The organism is Bradyrhizobium arachidis, from assembly GCF_015291705.1.
Lineage (GTDB): Bacteria > Pseudomonadota > Alphaproteobacteria > Rhizobiales > Xanthobacteraceae > Bradyrhizobium > Bradyrhizobium arachidis.
This window is the reverse complement of the sequence record NZ_CP030050.1, coordinates 695153-714042: the sequence shown is the minus strand read 5'-3', so window position 1 is coordinate 714042 and position 18890 is coordinate 695153. Positions and strand designations below refer to the sequence as shown.

The following is an 18890-nucleotide window of genomic DNA, read 5'->3' as shown; positions in this document are numbered from 1 at the left end:
TCTGGGGTCGGAGGGCGAAAATGGAAGGGCTGCGAGGCGGCGTGTTCCTGATGCGGTTATGATCGCACACGATCCTGCAGATTCGATGTCGTCCCGGGGCGCGCAAAGCGCGAACCCGGGACCCATAACCACAGGCCTGGGTTTGACGAAGACTGTCAGCCTCTAGCCTCTGCCAGCCTGCCACAAGAGAGTGACCGCGGTATGGGTCCCTGCGTTCGCAGGGACGACGATAGTGTATGAGGCGGCCGCGGCGAATTCCAACGCGCCTACTTCACCGCGTCGAAGCACCAGGCCAGAATGCCCTTCTGCGCATGCAGGCGGTTTTCCGCCTCGTCGAACACGACCGATTGCGGGCCGTCGATCACCTCATCCGTGACCTCCTCGCCGCGATGAGCCGGCAGGCAGTGCATGAACAGCGCGTCGGGCTTGGCCAGCGACATCAGCTTGGCATTGACCTGGTAAGGCTTGAGTACGTTGTGACGGTGCTCGCCTTCCTTGTCGCCCATCGACACCCAGGTGTCGGTGACAACGCAATCGGCGCCCTTTACGGCGGCCTCCGGATCGGTGCCGAGCACGATCGGCGCGTTCGTCGCCTTGATCCAGTCGCGCATCACCTTCTTCGGCGCGAGCTCCGGCGGCGTTGCGACATTGAGCTTGAACTTGAAGCGCTCGGCGGCGTGCGCCCAAGAAGCGAGAACGTTGTTGTCGTCACCGGTCCAGGCCACCGTCCGGCCCTCGATCGGGCCGCGATGCTCCTCATAGGTCATGAGATCGGCCATCACCTGGCAGGGATGCGAGCGCCGGGTCAGGCCGTTGATCACGGGCACGGTCGCATGTTGCGCAAGCTCCAGCAGCGCCTCGTGGTTGAGGATGCGGATCATGATGGCATCGACATAGCGCGACAGCACGCGCGCGGTGTCGGCGATGGTCTCGCCGCGGCCGAGCTGCATCTCGGCGCCGGTGAGCATGATCGGCTCGCCGCCGAGCTGGCGCATGGCGACGTCGAACGACACGCGGGTGCGGGTCGAGGGACGCTCGAAGATCATCGCCAGCGTCTTGCCTTCGAGCGGCTTCACCGGCTGGTGCGCCTTCTGCTTCGCCTTCATCGCGGAGGATGCGGCGAGCATGCGCTTGAGCTCCGTCAGCGGCAGCTCGTTGATGTCGAGGAAATGCTTGGGTGAACTGCTCATCAGCTTGCCGCCCGCTTGTTGCCGGCAAGGGCCGTGCAGGCGCGCTCGAGCCGCGCGACGCTATCCTCGATCTCGGTTTCGGTGACGATGAGAGGCGGCAGGAAACGCACGACATTGTCGCCGGCGCCGACCGTGAGCAATTTTTCGTTGCGCAGCGCCGCGACCAGATCGCCGGAGGGCACCACGGCCTTGATGCCGATCAGGAGCCCCTCGCCGCGCACTTCGCTGACGACGTCGGGATGACGGTCGATCACGGAGGCGAGCTTCTGCTTGAGCAGCAGCGACATCTTCTGCACGTGATCGAAGAAGCCGGGCTTGAGCATGACGTCGAGAACGGCGTTCGCAGCCGAGATCGCGAGCGGATTGCCGCCGAAGGTCGAACCGTGCGAGCCGGGCCCCATGCCGGAGGCCGCCTCTGCGGTCGCCAGCACCGCGCCGATCGGGAAGCCGCCGCCGAGCGCTTTCGCCAGCGACATCACGTCAGGCGTCACGCCGGTGCGCCGATGCGCGAACAGATCGCCGGTGCGGCCCATGCCGGTCTGCACCTCGTCAAACGCGAGCAGCAGGCCCTTCTCGTTGCAGAGCTGGCGCAACGCCTTGAGGAAGGCGGGCGGCGACGAACGCACGCCGCCCTCACCCTGGATCGGCTCGATCAGGATGCCGGCGGTCTGCGGGCCGATCGCCTTCTTCACGGCCTCGATGTCGCCATGCGGCACCTGGTCGAAGCCGTCCATCGGCGGACCGAAACCTTCGAGATATTTTGCAGATCCCGTTGCAGCCAGTGTTGCCAGCGTGCGGCCGTGGAAGGCGCCTTCGAAGGTGATGATGCGGTAGCGCTCCGGATGCCCCTTGGAGAAGTGATGATGGCGGACCAGCTTGATCACGCCCTCCAGCGCTTCGGCGCCCGAATTGCAGAAGAACACGAAGTCCGCAAAGCTCTCGCTGCACAGGCGCGCGGCGAGCTTCTCGCCGTCGGGGCTCTGGAACAGGTTCGACATGTGCCACAGCTTCGTCGCCTGCTCCTGCAACGCCTTGACCAGCGCGGGATGGGCATGGCCGAGCGCGTTCACCGCGACGCCCGAAGTGAAGTCGAGATAGCGCTCGCCATTGGTCGCGATCAGCCAGCAGCCTTCGCCGCGCTCGAAACCGAGGTCGGCCCTGGCGAAAACGGGGAGCAAATGCGGCGCGGCGCTGTTGGTCATGACGATCACTTGGATGTTGCGGACGGCTTGAGTGCATTGCGCAACGCACCATTAACCGGCCCGGAAAACGAAACGTGCCGCCTTTTAAGGGCGGCACGTGCGACTATCTTATGCCTGGTGAGACGGGTGTCAATGCCGCCCGAAAGCCCCGGGAAACGCTGAATCCGTAGTCTTGCGGTGCCGATTTTGCGGGATTTTCACCACGGAACATGTGGAAGCGAGTCGGCGGACTCTTGCGCGCGAGTCACGCCATATTGTAGCGTTTGGACTGTCAGATACGACATCTCGTGCAGCAGTTCTGATCCCAAGAGTCCTCATGTACCGGCGTAAACGTTCGGGCGCATCCTGCGTGCCCGGCGAGCCTTAAGGGATTCTGGCGGCACGGGTTTTTCAAGGCTTAGGCATTCGCTGTGAGGCCCCAGGATGGCTGGCCGGCAGCGAGGGAAAGGGTGCAATGACGGTTTTGACCTGGTCCGATGATCGCGTCGAGCAGCTGAAGAAGCTCTGGGAGGCCGGACTTTCGGCCAGCCAGATCGCGGCCGAGCTCGGCAATGTGACCCGCAATGCCGTGATCGGCAAAGTGCACAGGCTCGGCCTGTCCGGCCGCGCCAAGAGCCCCTCATCGGCAGCGCCCCGGCCGCGCAAGGCCCGCCCCGCGCAGCACATGATGCGCGTGAGCCGTCCGATCTCGCGCGGCAACACCGCACTGGCGCAGGCCTTCGAGGTCGAGGTGGAGGCCGAGCCGGTCACCTACGATAACGTGGTGCCGATGAGCCAGCGGCTGTCGCTGCTGGAGCTGAACGAGGCGACCTGCCACTGGCCGGTCGGCGATCCCTCGAGTCCGGATTTCTTCTTCTGCGGCGGCAAGGCGCTTTCCGGCCTGCCCTATTGCGCGCAGCACTCGCGCGTCGCCTACCAGCCGGCGGCGGATCGTCGCCGTGCGCCGGCAAAGCCCGGCACGCGCTGAACGCTGCTTCAAACGACATCGTCCCGGCACGCGGCCGGGACGACCCGTGACATAAAAAAGCGCGCCACTTGGCGCGCTTTTATTTTGCTCGCTTGCAATCGTTCTTACGTCTGCTCCGCCTTCGCAAAGCGGTCGTCGAGCGCGTAGCCGGCGCCGCGGACAGTGCGGATCGGGTCCTGCTCACGACCGAGATTGAGCAGCTTGCGCAGGCGGCCGATATGCACGTCGACGGTGCGTTCGTCGATGTAGATGTCACGGCCCCAGACGCTGTCGAGCAGCTGCTCGCGCGAGAACACGCGGCCCGGATGCTCGAGGAAGAACTCCAGCAGGCGATATTCGGTCGGGCCGAGATCGATCGGCCGGCCCGAGCGCGCGACGCGGCGCTTGTCGCGGTCGAGCTCGATGTCGCCATAGGCGAGCACGGTGGCGAGCCGCTCCGGGCTTGCGCGCCTGAGCAGGCCCTTCACGCGCGCCAGCAGCTCCGGCACCGAGAACGGCTTGACGATGTAATCGTCGGCGCCAGTCGCAAGCCCCCGCACCCGCTCGCTCTCCTCGCCGCGCGCGGTGAGCATGATGATCGGCAGCTGCTTGGTCTCCGGGCGGGTGCGCAGCCGCCGGCACAGCTCGATGCCGGAGAGGCCCGGCAGCATCCAGTCGAGCACGATCAGGTCGGGGATGTGTTCTTTGAGACGGGTGTCGGCGTCGTCGCCGCGCATCACCGTCTCGACGTCATAGCCGTCGCCTTCGAGGTTGTAGCGAAGCAGCTCGGTGAGAGCTTCCTCGTCTTCAACCACCATAATGCGTGCGCCCATGGTGTCGTCGCTCCTTGACTCTTCAGCTATTCGGGACCGTTGTGGCAAAGGTCGTCATGTCACCCTTCGGCCGCTTGTCGGTGATCGCCTGGCCCTCGATCATGTAGAACACGGTCTCGGCGATGTTGGTGGCATGGTCACCGATGCGCTCGATGTTCTTGGCGCAGAACATCAGGTGGATGCAGAACGAGATGTTGCGCGGATCCTCCATCATGTAGGTGAGGAGCTCGCGGAACAGCGAGGTGCAGATGGCGTCGACTTCCTCGTCGCCCTTCCACACCGCCATCGCCGCCGGCAGGTCGTGCGCGGCGTAGGCGTCCAGCACCGACTTGACCTGCTGCTGCACGAGGTCGGTCATGTGCTCGAGGCCGCGGAACAGCTTGAGCGGATGGAAGTCCGTCTCCAGCGCCGCGACGCGCTTGCCCATGTTCTTGGCGAGGTCGCCGATGCGCTCGAGATCGGTCGCGACGCGCATCGCGCCGACGATTTCGCGCAGGTCCACCGCCATCGGCTGGCGACGGGCGATGGTGAGAACGGCGCGCTCCTCGATCTTCTTCTGGAGCGCGTCGATCTCGGCGTCGGTCGCGACCACGCGCTGGCCGAGCGCGACGTCGCGGCGGATCAGCGCGTCGACGGAATCGACTATCATGCGCTCAGCGAGGCCGCCCATCTCGGCGACCAGGCGCGTGAGCTCCTGGAGGTCGGTGTCGAAGGCCTTTGCGGTATGTTCAGAACCCATATCCCGTCTCCTCAGCCGAACCGGCCGGTGATGTAATCCTGCGTCCGCCGATCGCTCGGCGACGTGAAGATCTTGCTGGTGTCGTCGAACTCGATCAGCTCGCCAAGATACATGAAGGCGGTCTTGTCAGAGACGCGGGCCGCCTGCTGCATATTGTGGGTGACGATCGCGATGGTGTAGTTCTCGGACAGCTCCTGGATCAACTCCTCGACCTTGGCGGTCGAGATCGGGTCCAGTGCCGAGCAGGGCTCGTCGAACAGGATCACCTCGGGCCGCACCGCGACGGTGCGGGCGATGCAGAGGCGCTGCTGCTGGCCGCCCGAGAGCGACAGGCCGGACGCGTTGAGCTTGTCCTTGACCTCGTTCCAGAGGGCGCCACCGCGCAGCGCCTTCTCGACGCGGTCGTCCATCTCGGACTTCGATATCTTCTCGTAGAGGCGGATGCCGAACGCGATGTTCTCGTAGATCGTCATCGGGAACGGCGTCGGCTTCTGGAACACCATGCCAACGCGGGCGCGCAGCAGGTTGAGGTCCAGCTTGGGGTCGAGGATGTTGGTCTGGTCGAGCATCAACTGACCGGTGACGCGCTGGCCCGGATAGAGGTCGTACATCCGGTTGAAGATGCGCAGCAGGGTCGACTTGCCGCAGCCCGACGGGCCGATGAACGCCGTGACGCGGTTGGTGCCGAGCGTCAGGTTGATGTTCTTCAGCGCGTGATGCTCGCCGTAATAGAAGTTGAGGTTGCGCACCGTCACCTTGGCCGGGGCATCGGGTAGCGGCTGCGAGCCGTGCTGAACGGGCGTACTGACGGTAACTGACATATCGCTCATTTTGCGGTCCTCTCGGCGCTCAGGATGCGCGCGCCAATGTTCAGGGCAAGCACGGTCAACGTGATCAGCAGGGCGCCGCTCCAGGCGAGCTGCTTCCAGTAGGCGTAGGGGCTCTGCACGAAGTTGTTGATGGTCACCGGCAGGTTGGCCATCGTCTTGTTCAGGCTCAGGCTGAAGAACTGGTTCGACAGCGCGGTGAAGAGCAGCGGCGCGGTCTCGCCGGCGACGCGGGCGGTGGCCAGCATCACGCCGGTGATGAGGCCCGAGCGCGCGGCGCGATAGGCGATGCGCTTGATCACCAGCGAACGCGGCAGGCCGAGCGCGGAGGCCGCCTCGCGCAATGCGTTCGGCACCAGCAGCAGCATGTCCTCAGTCGTGCGCAGCACCACCGGAATGACGATCACGGCGAGCGCGAGGCAGCCGGCGATCGCCGAGAAGCCGCGCATCGGCACCACCACAGCGCCGTAGATGAACAGGCCGATGATGATCGAGGGCGCCGACAGCAGGATGTCGTTGATGAAGCGGATCACCGAGGTCAGCTTGTCGTTGCGGCCGTACTCGGCGAGATAGGTACCGGCGAACATGCCGAGCGGCGCGCCGATGCCGACGCCGAGCACGGTCATGATCACCGAGCCGACGATGGCGTTGAGTAGGCCGCCCTCGGTCGAGCCGGGCGGCGGGGTGTTTTCGGTGAAGACCTGGAGGTTGAGCCCGGTCAGGCCGTTGTAGAACAGCGTCAGCAGGATCAGCGCGAGCCAGGTGACGCCGAAGGCGGCGGCGGCGAGGCAGAGCGCGCGGATGACGATGTCCATGCGGCGGCGGCGTGCGTAAATCGGGTTCATGTTACTTCCCCGCCTTCTTTTCGAGACGCAGCAGCATCAGGCGCGCGGCTGCGAGCACGAAGAATGTCAGCACGAACAGCAGGAGGCCGAGCAGGATCAGGCCGGACTGGTGCAGGCCGTCGCTTTCGGCGAACTCGGACGCGATCGCCGCCGAGATCGTGGTGCCCGGGGCGAAGATCGACGAGGAGATGCGGAACGAGTTGCCGATGATGAAGGTCACCGCCATGGTCTCGCCGAGCGCGCGGCCGAGCGCCAGCATGACGCCGCCGATGACGCCGACGCGGGTGTAGGGGATCACGACGCTGCGGACGACTTCCCAGGTGGTGCAGCCGACGCCGTAGGCGGCTTCCTTGAGCACCGGCGGCACCGTCTTGAACACGTCGACCGAGATCGAGGTGATGAAGGGCAGCACCATGATGGCGAGGATCAGCGAGGCGTTGAACAGGCTGAGATAGGACGGGGGACCTGCGAAGATCGCGCCAAGCACGGGGATGCCGTCGAAGATCTTGATCATGAACGGCTGGAAGGTGTTGGCCAGGAACGGGCCCAGCACGAAGAAGCCCCACATGCCGTAGATGATCGAGGGGATGCCGGCGAGCAGCTCGATCGCCATGCCGATCGGGCGGCGCGCCCATTGCGGGCAGAGCTCGGTGAGGAAGATGGCGATGCCAAGTCCAACCGGAATGGCGATCAGCATCGCGATGAACGAGGTGACGAGCGTGCCGTAGATCGGGCCGAGCGCGCCGAGCACGGGGGGATCTGCCGACGGCGCCCAGCGCTGCGTCCACAGGAACGAGAGGCCGTATTCCTTCATCGCCGGGAAGGCACCGACGATCAGCGAAACAATGATGCCGCCGAGGATCAGCAGCACGGAGATCGCGCTGAGGCGCGTGATCCAGTAGAAGGTGAGGTCACCGAGCTTGAACGCGCTCAATGCCTTGGCGCGATCATACGGTCCGGCGGCATCTACTACATTGCTCTCGACAGCCATCTCTGCCACGCCGATCCCCTGTACTGACTATACGTTTTTTTAAGTTGCTGTCGCGTGCCCCGGATGGTTCGCCATTGCGGCACCGGCCCGGAGAACGATCGTTCGCGAGAGCTCCGGACCAGCGGCGCGGCTTTCGCAGCCGCGCCGCCTTCCGGAACAGGAGAGCTTAGCTCTTGATGTCGGCCGACCAGGTCTTCTCGATCAGCTTCACGACGCTCTCGGGCATCGGGATATAGTCGAGCTCCTCGGCCGCCTTGGCGCCGTTCTTGAACGCCCAGGTGAAGAACTTGATGGCTTCCTTCGACGCCACCTTATCAGCCGGCTCCTTGTGCATCAGGATGAAGGTCGCCGCGGTGATCGGCCAGGACTTGTCGCCGGGCTGGTCGGTCAGGATGACGTAGTAGCCGGGAGCCTTGGCCCAGTCGGCGTTCGAAGCGGCCGCCTGGAAGGCTTCGACAGTCGGCTGAACCGGCTTGCCGGACTTGTTGACGAGACCGGTGTAGGTCAGCTTGTTCTGCTTGGCATAGGCGTACTCGACATAGCCGATCGAGTTCTTGGTCTGGCTGATGTTGCCCGACACGCCTTCGTTGCCCTTGGCGCCGACGCCGACCGGCCATTCGACCGCGGTGCCCTCACCGACCTTGCTCTTCCAGTCCGCGCTGGCCTTGGAGAGGTAGTTGGTGAAGTTGAAGGTGGTGCCCGAGCCGTCCGAGCGGCGGACCACGGTGATCGCGTCCGACGGCAGCTTCACGTTCGGATTGAGCTTCTTGATCGCGGCGTCGTCCCACTTGGTGATCTTGCCGAGATAGATGTTGGCGAGGGTCTCGCCGTCGAACACGAGCTCGCCGGCCTTGACGCCCTCGAGGTTGACGACGGGGACGATCGCGCCCATCACCATCGGCCACTGAACGAGGCCGTCCTTCTCGAGCTGCTCGGCCTTGAGCGGCGCGTCGCTGGCGCCGAAGGTCACGGTTTTGGCCTGAATCTGCTTGATGCCGCCGCCGGAACCGATCGACTGATAGTTCAGACCGTTGCCGGTCTCCTTCTTGTAGGCGTCAGCCCACTTCGAATAGATCGGGAACGGGAAAGTCGCGCCGGCACCCGTGATATCGGCAGCGAACGCCGCCGTCGTCGTTGCGGCGACCAAGCCAGCAGCGACGATAGTTTTGATGAAATTCATGCTGGTCTCCATACAGGGGAGCGAAGCGCCATCCGCGCCCGATCGCGCTCCCCGCGCCGCCCCTTTAGGAGCAGTCGGCTGTGCTTTTACGAAGGTTTCGTGACAGTCGGATGACACAGTCAAACGATTGAAATCGTTTAGCTTTCAGCTCTGTGTCAGGGTCTTCACCTGGGGAAAACAGGCGGTGAAGGTGGCGCCCTGCCGGGGCACGCTTTCGATCAAAAGCCGGCCGCGGTGACGGTTAAGAATATGTTTCACCAGCGATAATCCGAGCCCGGTCCCGCCCTGCGAGCGGCTGTCGCCGACATCGACCCGGTAGAACCGCTCGGTCAGGCGCGGCAGGTGCTCGGGCGCGATGCCAGGGCCGAAATCGCGTACCAGGACCCGGATTTCCTGAGTTCCATCAGTGGCTGCCGGAACCGTCAGCGACACGATGACACGTCCGCCCGAGGCGCCGTATTTGAGCGCGTTCTCGATCAAGTTCTCGAACAGGCGCAGCAGCTCCTCCCGGTCGCCGGCGATCATCACCGGGGTCTCCGGCAGATGGGTCTCGACCTCGACCTGGCGCTCCCGCGCCAGCGGTTCCAGCCCGTCGGCGACCTGGAAGATGATCGGCAGCAGGTCGACCAGGGTGTCGGGCCGCACATGCGCCGACAATTCAACGCGCGACAGCGACAGCAGGTCGTCGATCAGGCGCGCCATGCGGGTGGCCTGGTTGTGCATGATGCCGAGGAAGCGCTCGCGCGCCTTCGGATCGTCCTTGGCCTGGCCTTGCAGCGTATCGATGAAGCCGGACAGCGCGGCGAGCGGCGTGCGCAGCTCGTGGCTGGCATTGGCGACGAAGTCGGCGCGCATCTCCTCGACCCGGCGCAGCGGCGTCTGGTCGTGGAAAGTCATTAGCATGCATTTGTCGGCGCCGCCGAAGCTGGTTGGAACCGGCACCGGGGTGATGATCAGCTCCATCCAGCGGTCGACCGGGACGTGGTCGAGATAGGTGGCGCGCCGCGGCTCGGTGGTCGCGATCGACTCGCGTAGCGCTGTGATGATCTCCGGCGAGCGCAGTGCGAACTGGGCGAGCTCGTTCTTGCGCAGCGCCGGCGCGAGCTGGGCGGCTGCGGCATTGAGATGGATGACGCGGCCGGCGCGGTCGAGCAGCACCGCCGGATCGGGCATGCCGGCGACCACTGCGGCGACCGCCGCGCTTTCGACCGGGTTGACGCGGCGGGTGTCGTCGCGCGAGGCGGCATTGTCGTGCAACCGCCAGGGGATCAGCGCCGCGGCGGCGATGCAGAGGAATACGGTCGCAGCGCGCATCACCGACAATTCGCCGAGCGAGACTACCACCGACAGCGCCAGCGCTGCGGCGATCAGGATGACGGTGGAATGGCGCAGCCGGTCGGACCAGGGCTGCGCTGAGGGAGACGATGGGGCGTCGATCGCCATCGGTGCGGGCTTCTCCTATGGGCTCGGCGCAGGTCAGGCGCCGCTGTCGCTGCGCTCTCTCACATAGGCGGCTTCACGCGCCGGGCCGGGGTCGAGCTTGAGCGCCGCCTGCTGCAAACGCTTCGATCGTGCGCCGATTATAACTTCGCGAAACGTCAGCAAGATTACAGATATGACGAAGGGGGACAGATAATAGAGGACGCGGAACAGGAGCATGCCGCCGAGGAGTTCCTCGCGGTCCATCTGCCAGAGGCCGACCAGCATGGCGGCATCGAACACGCCGAGACCACCGGGCGAGTGGCTGGCAAAGCCGAGCAGGGTCGCCGAGACGAAGATCACCGCGACCACAACGAAGCCGAGATTGGGCTCGTCCGGAACCAGCACGTACATCGCGAGCGCACAGAAACCGAGATCGACGATGCCGATCGCGATCTGGAGCAGCGTCAGCGGGCCGCCGGGCAGCACCACGGTCCAGGGTCCGCGGCCGACCACGCGCGGCTGGGTCCAGACCCAGACCACATAGGCGACAAGGGCCACGATGATCATCATCGCCAGCGTGCGGTTCAGCCAGGCCGGGAGCTGGTCGATCGAGGCGGCAGCCTCCGGATGATAGGAGATGCCGAGGCCGAGCACGGCGGCATTACCGAGCCAGAAGGTCAGGCCGGCGAGGAAGCAGATTTTTGCGACGTCGATCGCGTTCAGGCCATAGGCCGAATAGATGCGATAGCGCACCGCGCCGCCGGTGAAGACGCTGGCGCCGACATTGTGCCCGATCGAATAGCTGGTGAAGGCGGCGAGCGCGTTGACGCGATAGGGCACGTGGGAATGGCCGATCGCGCGCACGGCGAACAGGTCGTAGAAGGTCAGGGTGAAATAGCCAGCGGCGACGAACAGCGCCGCCATCGCAATCTGGCGCGGCTCGGTGCTCTTGATCGCCTCGAGGACTTCGTTGAAGTCGATGCCGCGCAGCATGTGATAGAGCACATAGCAAGCGATGCCGATGACCGCGACGCTGATCACAACTCCAAGTTTGTGCAGGATTTGCTTCTGGCGCAGAAACGACATCGCCCTGCGTATGGCTTCCAGCATCTAGACCTCGAACAACGCTTCAACGGCCGGGGTGGCCGGCGAACAGGCGGACGACGCACTGGCACTCAACGAACCCTCGCCGCCGGCTCCGGCATCGCGCATGCCCCCCGCCCCTCCACTAGCGCGTTTTGGGGCCGAGTGGAATTCAGCAATTCGAACAAAAACTCGTGCCTTCAATGTTTTAGGCACGTTGCGGACTCCGGATGCACGGTTTGGCGCTTTCGGCGGCAAGGCTCGAGGCGAATCTCCATGGCAATCCTGCGCAAGCGCCATGAAGTTTTGATGATTTCGGCCGCACAATGTTCCGTCACGCCTTAAGCCGAAATCAATCTATGGGGCGCGCCTGCCGGTTGAAAGAGGGCGAAAGGCGTACACAGATTTTCCGGCGCGCCGACAGGCTGCGGAGATCGCGGGCGTGCACCGCAGCGCAACACTCTGATCCCAGGCACGCCACGACGGAGGTATGCTCCCTCCCCCGCTTGCGGGGGAGGGTTGGGGAGAGGGTATCTCCGTAATCGAGGGCCCCCAGAGGAGAAAACCCTCACCTGACGCTTCGCCACGCCAAGGCATTGCCTTGGGGCCTCTTGGAGCGGCCACCAAGGGCGGCCTGCGCCTCTCAGGCCGCGAGCTGCGGACGCATCGCCTCGATGCCGGCGATCCAGCCTGCGACGGAGCGGCCGATCGCCTCAGGATGATCTTCCTGGAGAAAGTGCAATCCCGCGCCCAGCCGGACCAGCGCGCAGTGCTTCAGCCAGGCCGCGAACCGCTCGGCGAATTCCGGCGCAACCAGCGCGCCGGGAGTGCCCGAAAACAGCAACTTTGGATAGGATGATGCGGCCAGCGCCGCATGCGCGGATTGCAGCGTCGCGTAGACATCGGCAGGCTCGCCTGCGATCGGCAGCTCGCGCGGGAAGGCGAGAACGGGCCGGCGGCTTTCCGGCGTCGGGAACGGCGCGCGATAGGGCGCCATTTCGTCCTCGGCGAGCTTGCGCACGATGCCGCCGGGCAAGACGCGCTCGACGAAGGCGTTCGCCTCGAGGATCATGGCCTCGCCCTCGCCCGGCGTCCTGAACTTGCGAAACACGGCCCGCGCCGCCTCGGCGTGATCCTGCTCCTCCGGGACATCGGTGTGGTGGAAATCCTGCCAGGTCGGCATCGGCCGGATGAACTCCATGAAGGCAAGTCCGCGCACGAGCTCAGGCCTGCGCGCGGCGAGATGGAATGCGAGCGCGGTGCCCCAGTCCTGCGCGACGAGATAGGCCGAGGAGATGCCGAGCTCGTCGATCAACGCGTCGAGATAGCGGACATGATCGAAGAAGCGGTAGGCGATGTCGGGCTTGCCGGACTGGCCGAAGCCGATGAGGTCTGGCGCGATGCAATGCGCGACCGGCGACACCAGCGGCAAAATGTTGCGCCAGATGTGCGACGAGGTCGGATTGCCGTGCAGGAACAGCGCGACCGGCGCGCCTTCCGCGCCCGCCTCGCGATAGGCCATGTTGCTTCCCAGGACGGACGCTGTGCGGATCTCGATCTGCTTGGTCATGTCAGCTCCTTGAACACGGTTTGGAATGCGATGGTCTTGAATCGCTCGAGCGCTTTGGGATTGCGGTCGACCTTCATGCGCAGGATGGCGCCCTGCCAGGATGCGAGCAGGAAATCGGCGAGCTCCTCGGGCGCGAAATCGGAGGCGATCTCACCGCTGGTCTGGGCATCCCTGATGCAGGCGGCGAACGGCACGCGCCATTCGGCAAAAATCTCGGCAAGGCGCGCGCGCAGCAGCTCGCTGCTGCCGGTGGCCTCCAGGCTGAGGTCGCCGATCAGGCAGCCGCGGCCGTAGCCGTCGGCCTCGAGCCGGCCGCTGATGATGTCGAGATAGCGCTTCAGCCGCGCCCGCGGCGTCAGTGAGGTGTCCTCCAGCGCCTCGGCGACCAATCCCCTGGTGACGCCGAAATAGCGGTCGAGCACCTCGGAGGCGAACGCCTCCTTGGAGCGGAAATGGTTGGTGAACGACCCCTGCGGCGCGCCCGCCGCAGCGGTGACGTCGCGCACGCTGGTGCCATGATAGCCGGTCCGGAACATGACCTTCAGGCCGGCATCGAGGATGGCGTCTTTGAGCGAGGGTTTTGGCATGAACTGAATAATACGTACGTACGTATTGATGTCAAGCGTGCTCTAAGCGCATCGTAACTTCACATCCCGATCTGACCGTTATTGTTGGATCTGGGAATTAGCCCTCGTCTGTCGCCCGATGAAGGTACGTTCCCTCCCCCCTTGCGGGAGAGGGTTAGGGAGAGGGGTAGCCCAGGAACAGGTACCGATTATTGCATCGAGTGTGAGTGCGCCACGGAAAGAGTCCCCCGTGTGGTACCCCTCTCCCCGACCCTCCCCCGCAAGGGGGGAGGGAGCGAGAGAGCGGTGGCTACCTCACTCAAATGACTCGAACCAGGGTCTCAAGCCACAGGCTGGCTCCGCGACACCACGCGGTCGCGCAGCAAGGCACCGATGGTGCAGCCGACGAGATAGCAGGCGAACATGATCAGGCCGAGGTCGAGCCAGTAGCCGAAGCGACCGGGGACGACATGCGCGAACGAGACCGCGACGAGGCCTGCGACGAGCACGGCGAGCCAGCGCGCGGTCACTTTCGAAGTGCCGTTGCCGCGCTGGACCACCGAGATCCAGCCCATGCAAAAGCCGAGCAGCAGCGAACCGATCAGCCAGCCCATGTGGAATGAGACGAGATAGGGCATCGTCACCTCACCAGAAATTCGATGCGGCGGTTCTGCGCCTTGCCGTCGTCGGTGTCGTTGCCGGCAAGGGGCTGCGTGGCGCCGTAGCCGACCGCGGTGAAGCGGGTGGCGGGCAGGCCGGCCTTGACCAGATAGTCGATCACCGCCTGCGCGCGCTTCTCCGAGAGGGCCTGGTTGAAGGAATCCTCGCCGTCGGCATCGGTGTGGCCGGCGACCTCGATATTGGTGGTGGGGCAGCGTAGCGCGGTCTCGATGAGGTGATCGAGAATGCCGGCGGAATCCGGATCGATGTCGGCGCGCTTGGTCGCGAAGCGGATCTTGCCCTTGTTCAGGAGCTCGGTGAACAATTGCTGGCAGACGGTGCCGTCGACTGGGCCGGCGGCAGGCTTCACGGTGATCTCGGGCTTGTATTGCCAGTTCTTCGGAAAGTCCTTGCCGAGCCCTGCACGGATGTCGTTGGCGGCGCCCTCATAGAGCGCATCGCCCGACAGCTTCACCTCGCGATCGGAGACGACGAGCGTGCCGGTCGACAGCCGCGACAGCGCGCCGAGCGCCGCGACCACGGCGGTGTTGAACGAGCCGGGCGCGCCGATGCTGGCCTTGAGATTGTCGACGACCTTCTCGCCGAAGAATTTGCGCGACGCGCTGGTCGCGATCGCCGCATGCACGTTGTTGTCGGGCACGTAGCCGGTCAGTGTCACGGTCGCGGCGACCGGGTCCTTGTAGGCCTGGAAGATGTAGGGCGGCGCCTTGATGTCGTTGGCGGCGACCGAGAAGCCCTCGGGCAGGTTCTTGAGCGCGGCGGCGATCGCCTCGCGGCCGCCGAGCTCGCGCGCCATGCCCGACAGATTGACCTTGGTATCAGTGATCGTGATCTTGCCGTCCTTGAGCTTGCCGATCTGGTCGAGCAGCAGCATCGCGGCCGCCTCGAACCGCGGCGGCGCCCCGCGCGCCAGGCCCATCTGATCGGCGACCTCGACCCCATTGACCTCCTTGCGGGCGGCCTCGGTCAGCCGCTGCTTCATCGAGGGCAACGGCGCGGAGCCCGACAGCGTCACCCGCACCACGTCGCGTTCGGCATTCCAGACGAAAGGTTTTGCTTCAGGAACAAGGCGGGTGAGGTCGTCGACCAGACGCACGCCGGGAACCATCTCGACCGCCATCACGGCGTCGCGGCGCCCTTCCTCGGAAAAGGCCTCCGCGGCCAGGCTGACGTCGCGACCGTCCACCGTGATCCGGGTCTTGTCCAAGACGGTGTCCTTGAGCGCTGCCGTGCTGCGGGCGGAGAGGTCCGCCTCGACCGGCAAGGTATTATTCCAGGCCGCAAATCCCCACATGACGGCCAGGGGGATGAGCCCCGGCCACCATTTGCTGGCCCACAAGAAAAGCTTCTGCATTCGACGACCCGAACTCTGGAACCGGAGACAAAACAAACCCTTGGCGGGCTGTCAAACCGGAAATGGCGTCCTTCCGAAGGCCCTGCCTGGACAATTGGAATAACTTTTTCTTCAAGGGTCCCACCCTAAGTTGAGGGCGGAATGCCTGGGGTCTGCCAGCCTGCAATGAAACAACTCCGCAATAACGTCATCCGCGCCGGGCTGGGAGCACTCTATTTCAGCGGGGCGCACCACCTGTTGCGCCCGCTTCTGTCGGGCGTCGGCGCCATTTTCATGCTGCACCACGTGCGGCCGGCCCGCGAGGGCGCGTTCCAGCCGAACCGGCATCTCGAAGTCACCCCCGAATTCCTCCGCGCCACGCTGTGCCATCTGCGCTCACGCGACATCGACATCGTCGGCATGGACGAGCTGCACGAGCGGCTGGTCCAAGGCCGGTTCGACCGCCGCTTCGCCGCCTTCACGCTCGACGACGGCTATCGCGACAATGTGGACTACGCGCTGCCGGTGCTGCGCGAATTTGACGCGCCATTGGCGGTCTATGTCGCGAGCGATTTCGCGGAAGGATCCGGACGGCTGTGGTGGGCGGCGCTGGAGGCCGTCATCGCCAAGGCCGAGCAGATCGACGTTCAGATCGGCAATTCCGCTCTGCGCCTCGATGCGAGCACGCCGGCCGCAAAGCAGGCCGCGTTCGACCGCCTGCACGACTGGCTGCGCGCGCTGCCGGGCGAGCACGACCTCAAGCGCGAGATCGAGCAGCTCTGCACCACATACGGCGTCGACATGGAAGCGCTGTGCCGCAGCCTGTGCCTCACCTGGGACGAGGTGAAGGCGTTTGCGACCGATCCGCTGGTTACGATCGGCGCCCACACCATCAGCCATTGCAATCTCGCCAAGCAGGCCGAGGACATCGCCGCGCAGGAGATGGCGGTGAGCCGCGCACGGATCGAGCAGGCCTTAGGGCGCCCCGTGCTGCATTTCGCCTATCCCTACGGCGATCGTGAAGCCGCGGGCGACCGCGAATTCGCCCTTGCCGCATCCGCCGGCTTCAAGACCGCGGTGACGACGCGGCCCGGCATGCTGTTCGCCGAGAATGCCGGCCACATGACCGCGCTGCCGCGCGTCTCGCTCAACGGCAATTACCAGGACACGCGCATCCTGCCGGTGCTGACCTCTGGCGCTGCGACTGCGATGTGGAACGGCTTTCGCCGGATCGCGGCGGCGTAGCTGCTCCAATCTCCGCTGTCGTCCCTGCCTAGTGCGCAATTGCGCACGTGGCGCAGGGACCCATACCGCGGAATCCATCGAGTGGGGTTGGTCGAAATGCCGAACGACTAGTCTTCGCCAAACTGCTCCCTGTGGTTATGGGTCCCTGCGTTCGCAGGGACGACACCGAGTGAGTTGGATCGCCACTGCGCCACACTCCCATCCCGGCGCGTTCCTTGACTCTCATTTGCCAGCGGCTCACACAGCCTCCCAACCCCCAGGGAGGCAACCATGTTCAACGACCTGTTCTCGCTCAAAGGCCGCATCGCGCTCGTCACCGGCGGCTCGCGCGGCATCGGCAAGATGATTGCGGCTGGATACTTGAGCGCCGGCGCGGCGAAGGTCTACATCACCGCGCGCAAGGCCGGACCATGCGAGGAGACCGCAAAGGAGCTCTCCGCACGCTATGACGGCGAATGCATCGCGCTGCCGATCGACATCTCGACGCTGGCCGGCGCCGAGCTGCTCGCCGGCGAATTCAAGAAGCGCGAGGCCAAGCTCGACATCCTCGTCAACAATGCCGGTGCGGCCTGGGGCGCGGAGTTCGACGAATTTCCGGAGAGCGGCTGGGACAAGGTGATGAACCTCAACGTCAAGGCGCCGTTCTTCCTGACCAAGGCGCTCGCCGCGCCGCTGCGCGCAGCAGCTTCCGCCGAGCGGCCGGCGAAGGTGATCAACATCGCCTCGATCGACGGCATCTTCGTCAATCCGATGGAGACCTATTCCTACGCCGCGAGCAAGGCCGGGCTGATCCATCTGACCCGGCGCATGGCGGTGAAGCTGATCTCCGACCACGTCGTGGTCACGGCGATCGCGCCGGGCCCGTTCCAGTCCGACATGAACCGCGCCGCCCGCGACCATGGCGACGAGGTCGCCACCCGCGTGCCCGCCGGGCGCATCGGCACCGACGAGGATATGGCGGGCGCCGCGATCTATCTCGCCTCGCGCGCAGGCGATTACGTCGTGGGCGCGACCATCGCGGTCGATGGCGGCATCGTCTATGCCAACCCCGGGATCAAGGGGAGCGGGTGGGACAGCTGAGGGGCTCGAGGCTCTCACGTCACACTCAGTGTCGTCCCGGACAAGCGAAGCGAAGCGGAGCGCCGATCCGGCAACTGTTATGTTGGGTTGGCTTTCAGGTACGGCTTTCTGTCACGCATCATGGCATTGAGGACCGTTAGCAGCTTCCTGGCGACGGCAATGAGGGCGAGCTTGGCTGGTTTGCCGGCCCGTCGCAGCCGTGCGTAGAAGGCCTTGAACGGATCGGCCCTGCGAACCGCGTTGAGCGCAGCCATGTAGAGGGCCTCACGGACGCGCTTTCGGCCGCCGGCAATCTTGCGTTTGCCGCGGAAGGCTCCGCTGTCGACGTTGAAGGGAGCCAGGCCGGCGAGCGCCGCGATCTGCTTGGCTCCCACATGTCCGAGTTCCGGCATCTTCGCGATGAGTTGCATGCAAGCCACGGGACCCACGCCAGGCAGTGAGCGCATCAATCGCGCATCGTCCGCAATCTCTCGCTCGGCTTTGATTAGTCCCCTGATGTCGGCCTCGATCTCGGCGATCTCGCCGTCGAGGACTTCAATGAGGCGACCGATGCGCTCGGCCATGGCACGGTCGTCGGTCTCGCTGCGCCGGTTCTTCTCCTGCGCGCGCATGCGAACCAGCTGATCTCGCCGTTTTGCAAGTCCCGCCAAGGCGTTGCGGGCGGGATTGGCAGTCGGCTCGGTTGCTGGCTGCATGGCCCGCGCAAAGGCTGCCAGCATTCGCGCGTCGATCGGGTCGGTCTTGGCGAGCTGCCCGCTGGCGCGCGCGAAGTCACGAGCCCGGGCCGGGTTGATCCGGGCGAAACGGATGCCGGCCTCGCTCAGCGCTTCGCGAAGCTCGAGGTCATAAACACCCGTGGCCTCGAAGACGACCAGCACATCGCATCGCCAACGCGCCGCGATCTGGGTGATGGCCTGCGTCGCGTTGGCGATGCGCTCCGGCACGCCCAGGCCTTCATCGAAGATATCGAGATATTGTTTGGAGACGTCGATTCCGACGCAACGAAGGGGTATGATCACGGTGCCTGTCCCTGTGATGCGAGGTCTGTTGGCGCAGCCTCGTGCAACTGTTCAGGTTGGTAATGGAACGGGCGGGAGACCGAGCCGGCTCACGGCGTCAAGCGCCAAGGACCCAACGGCTTCCCGCCCAACCCATCC

18 protein-coding genes are annotated in these 18890 nt (G+C 65.0%); 3 read left to right on the top strand and 15 right to left on the bottom strand.

Annotation, left to right across the window (positions count from 1 at the left end; all coding sequences use genetic code 11):
• Positions 1 to 266: 266 nt before the first annotated feature.
• The gene (gene argF / locus WN72_RS03330; RefSeq protein WP_027564818.1) at positions 267 to 1190 is read right to left on the bottom strand and encodes an ornithine carbamoyltransferase; all 924 of its coding nucleotides are present in this window, start codon (positions 1188 to 1190) and stop codon (positions 267 to 269) included.
• On the bottom strand, positions 1190 to 2392 hold the full coding sequence (locus WN72_RS03325; RefSeq protein WP_027564819.1) for an aspartate aminotransferase family protein: 1203 nt from the start codon (positions 2390 to 2392) through the stop codon (positions 1190 to 1192). Before WN72_RS03325 ends, argF begins: the two co-directional genes overlap by 1 nt.
• Before the next feature lie 454 nt (positions 2393 to 2846).
• Here WN72_RS03325 and WN72_RS03320 point away from each other — a divergent pair, with 454 nt between their 5' ends.
• Positions 2847 to 3359, top strand: coding sequence for a GcrA family cell cycle regulator (locus WN72_RS03320; protein WP_027564820.1), 513 nt, complete (start codon positions 2847 to 2849; stop codon positions 3357 to 3359).
• Positions 3360 to 3463: 104 nt separating this feature from the next.
• Here WN72_RS03320 and phoB read toward each other — a convergent pair whose 3' ends face one another.
• The 12 genes from phoB to WN72_RS03260 form a co-directional block, all read right to left on the bottom strand.
• Positions 3464 to 4171 (bottom strand): phosphate regulon transcriptional regulator PhoB, encoded by a 708-nt coding sequence (gene phoB / locus WN72_RS03315; RefSeq protein WP_008143479.1) that lies wholly within the window; start codon positions 4169 to 4171, stop codon positions 3464 to 3466.
• Between the two features lie 22 nt (positions 4172 to 4193).
• Complete coding sequence (gene phoU, locus WN72_RS03310; protein WP_027564821.1) at positions 4194 to 4910, bottom strand: phosphate signaling complex protein PhoU; 717 nt, start codon at positions 4908 to 4910, stop codon at positions 4194 to 4196.
• A gap of 11 nt (positions 4911 to 4921) precedes the next feature.
• Positions 4922 to 5740 (bottom strand): phosphate ABC transporter ATP-binding protein PstB, encoded by an 819-nt coding sequence (gene pstB, locus WN72_RS03305; RefSeq protein WP_092219308.1) that lies wholly within the window; start codon positions 5738 to 5740, stop codon positions 4922 to 4924.
• On the bottom strand, positions 5737 to 6582 hold the full coding sequence (pstA, locus tag WN72_RS03300) for a phosphate ABC transporter permease PstA (protein ID WP_035730482.1): 846 nt from the start codon (positions 6580 to 6582) through the stop codon (positions 5737 to 5739). Before pstA ends, pstB begins: the two co-directional genes overlap by 4 nt.
• A 1-nt stretch (position 6583) precedes the next feature.
• The gene (pstC, locus tag WN72_RS03295; RefSeq protein WP_167381106.1) at positions 6584 to 7573 is read right to left on the bottom strand and encodes a phosphate ABC transporter permease subunit PstC; all 990 of its coding nucleotides are present in this window, start codon (positions 7571 to 7573) and stop codon (positions 6584 to 6586) included.
• A 166-nt stretch (positions 7574 to 7739) separates the two neighbouring features.
• Entirely contained in the window at positions 7740 to 8753 is a 1014-nt protein-coding gene (pstS, locus tag WN72_RS03290) for a phosphate ABC transporter substrate-binding protein PstS (protein ID WP_092219332.1), read from the bottom strand.
• 144 nt (positions 8754 to 8897) lie between these two features.
• A complete protein-coding gene (locus WN72_RS03285) occupies positions 8898 to 10196 on the bottom strand; it encodes an ATP-binding protein (RefSeq protein ID WP_092219312.1) in 1299 nt (432 codons plus the stop codon).
• 33 nt (positions 10197 to 10229) lie between these two features.
• On the bottom strand, positions 10230 to 11285 hold the full coding sequence (locus tag WN72_RS03280; protein WP_027564826.1) for a putative bifunctional lysylphosphatidylglycerol flippase/synthetase: 1056 nt from the start codon (positions 11283 to 11285) through the stop codon (positions 10230 to 10232).
• Between the two features lie 616 nt (positions 11286 to 11901).
• Positions 11902 to 12828 carry a haloalkane dehalogenase gene (locus WN72_RS03275; RefSeq protein WP_092219314.1) on the bottom strand — a complete coding sequence of 309 codons (927 nt, stop codon included), beginning with the start codon at positions 12826 to 12828 and terminating at the stop codon, positions 11902 to 11904.
• The gene (locus WN72_RS03270; RefSeq protein WP_027564828.1) at positions 12825 to 13415 is read right to left on the bottom strand and encodes a TetR/AcrR family transcriptional regulator; all 591 of its coding nucleotides are present in this window, start codon (positions 13413 to 13415) and stop codon (positions 12825 to 12827) included. Before WN72_RS03270 ends, WN72_RS03275 begins: the two co-directional genes overlap by 4 nt.
• 320 nt (positions 13416 to 13735) lie before the next feature.
• A complete protein-coding gene (locus WN72_RS03265) occupies positions 13736 to 14032 on the bottom strand; it encodes a hypothetical protein (RefSeq protein WP_027564829.1) in 297 nt (98 codons plus the stop codon).
• Between the two features lie 2 nt (positions 14033 to 14034).
• Entirely contained in the window at positions 14035 to 15429 is a 1395-nt protein-coding gene (locus tag WN72_RS03260) for an OmpA family protein (RefSeq protein ID WP_027564830.1), read from the bottom strand.
• Between the two features lie 165 nt (positions 15430 to 15594).
• Between WN72_RS03260 and WN72_RS03255 the strand changes: the two genes are divergently transcribed.
• Positions 15595 to 16653, top strand: coding sequence for a polysaccharide deacetylase family protein (locus WN72_RS03255; RefSeq protein WP_092219320.1), 1059 nt, complete (start codon positions 15595 to 15597; stop codon positions 16651 to 16653).
• A 270-nt stretch (positions 16654 to 16923) separates the two neighbouring features.
• Entirely contained in the window at positions 16924 to 17733 is an 810-nt protein-coding gene (locus WN72_RS03250) for an SDR family NAD(P)-dependent oxidoreductase (RefSeq protein ID WP_027564832.1), read from the top strand.
• Positions 17734 to 17810: 77 nt separating this feature from the next.
• Here the strand turns inward: WN72_RS03250 and WN72_RS03245 are convergent, their stop codons facing one another.
• Entirely contained in the window at positions 17811 to 18752 is a 942-nt protein-coding gene (locus WN72_RS03245) for an IS110 family RNA-guided transposase (RefSeq protein ID WP_194482977.1), read from the bottom strand.
• Positions 18753 to 18890: the final 138 nt, after the last annotated feature.

What these genes read in the sequence shown, in the direction of transcription:
- argF (WP_027564818.1), bottom strand. Translation starts at nt 1,190, where the DNA reads ATGAGCAGTTCACCCAAGCATTTCCTCGACATCAACGAGCTGCCGCTG.
- WN72_RS03325 (WP_027564819.1), bottom strand. Translation starts at nt 2,392, where the DNA reads ATGACCAACAGCGCCGCGCCGCATTTGCTCCCCGTTTTCGCCAGGGCC.
- WN72_RS03320 (WP_027564820.1), top strand. Translation starts at nt 2,847, where the DNA reads ATGACGGTTTTGACCTGGTCCGATGATCGCGTCGAGCAGCTGAAGAAG.
- phoB (WP_008143479.1), bottom strand. Translation starts at nt 4,171, where the DNA reads ATGGGCGCACGCATTATGGTGGTTGAAGACGAGGAAGCTCTCACCGAG.
- phoU (WP_027564821.1), bottom strand. Translation starts at nt 4,910, where the DNA reads ATGGGTTCTGAACATACCGCAAAGGCCTTCGACACCGACCTCCAGGAG.
- pstB (WP_092219308.1), bottom strand. Translation starts at nt 5,740, where the DNA reads ATGAGCGATATGTCAGTTACCGTCAGTACGCCCGTTCAGCACGGCTCG.
- pstA (WP_035730482.1), bottom strand. Translation starts at nt 6,582, where the DNA reads ATGAACCCGATTTACGCACGCCGCCGCCGCATGGACATCGTCATCCGC.
- pstC (WP_167381106.1), bottom strand. Translation starts at nt 7,573, where the DNA reads ATGGCTGTCGAGAGCAATGTAGTAGATGCCGCCGGACCGTATGATCGC.
- pstS (WP_092219332.1), bottom strand. Translation starts at nt 8,753, where the DNA reads ATGAATTTCATCAAAACTATCGTCGCTGCTGGCTTGGTCGCCGCAACG.
- WN72_RS03285 (WP_092219312.1), bottom strand. Translation starts at nt 10,196, where the DNA reads ATGGCGATCGACGCCCCATCGTCTCCCTCAGCGCAGCCCTGGTCCGAC.
- WN72_RS03280 (WP_027564826.1), bottom strand. Translation starts at nt 11,285, where the DNA reads ATGCTGGAAGCCATACGCAGGGCGATGTCGTTTCTGCGCCAGAAGCAA.
- WN72_RS03275 (WP_092219314.1), bottom strand. Translation starts at nt 12,828, where the DNA reads ATGACCAAGCAGATCGAGATCCGCACAGCGTCCGTCCTGGGAAGCAAC.
- WN72_RS03270 (WP_027564828.1), bottom strand. Translation starts at nt 13,415, where the DNA reads ATGCCAAAACCCTCGCTCAAAGACGCCATCCTCGATGCCGGCCTGAAG.
- WN72_RS03265 (WP_027564829.1), bottom strand. Translation starts at nt 14,032, where the DNA reads ATGCCCTATCTCGTCTCATTCCACATGGGCTGGCTGATCGGTTCGCTG.
- WN72_RS03260 (WP_027564830.1), bottom strand. Translation starts at nt 15,429, where the DNA reads ATGCAGAAGCTTTTCTTGTGGGCCAGCAAATGGTGGCCGGGGCTCATC.
- WN72_RS03255 (WP_092219320.1), top strand. Translation starts at nt 15,595, where the DNA reads ATGAAACAACTCCGCAATAACGTCATCCGCGCCGGGCTGGGAGCACTC.
- WN72_RS03250 (WP_027564832.1), top strand. Translation starts at nt 16,924, where the DNA reads ATGTTCAACGACCTGTTCTCGCTCAAAGGCCGCATCGCGCTCGTCACC.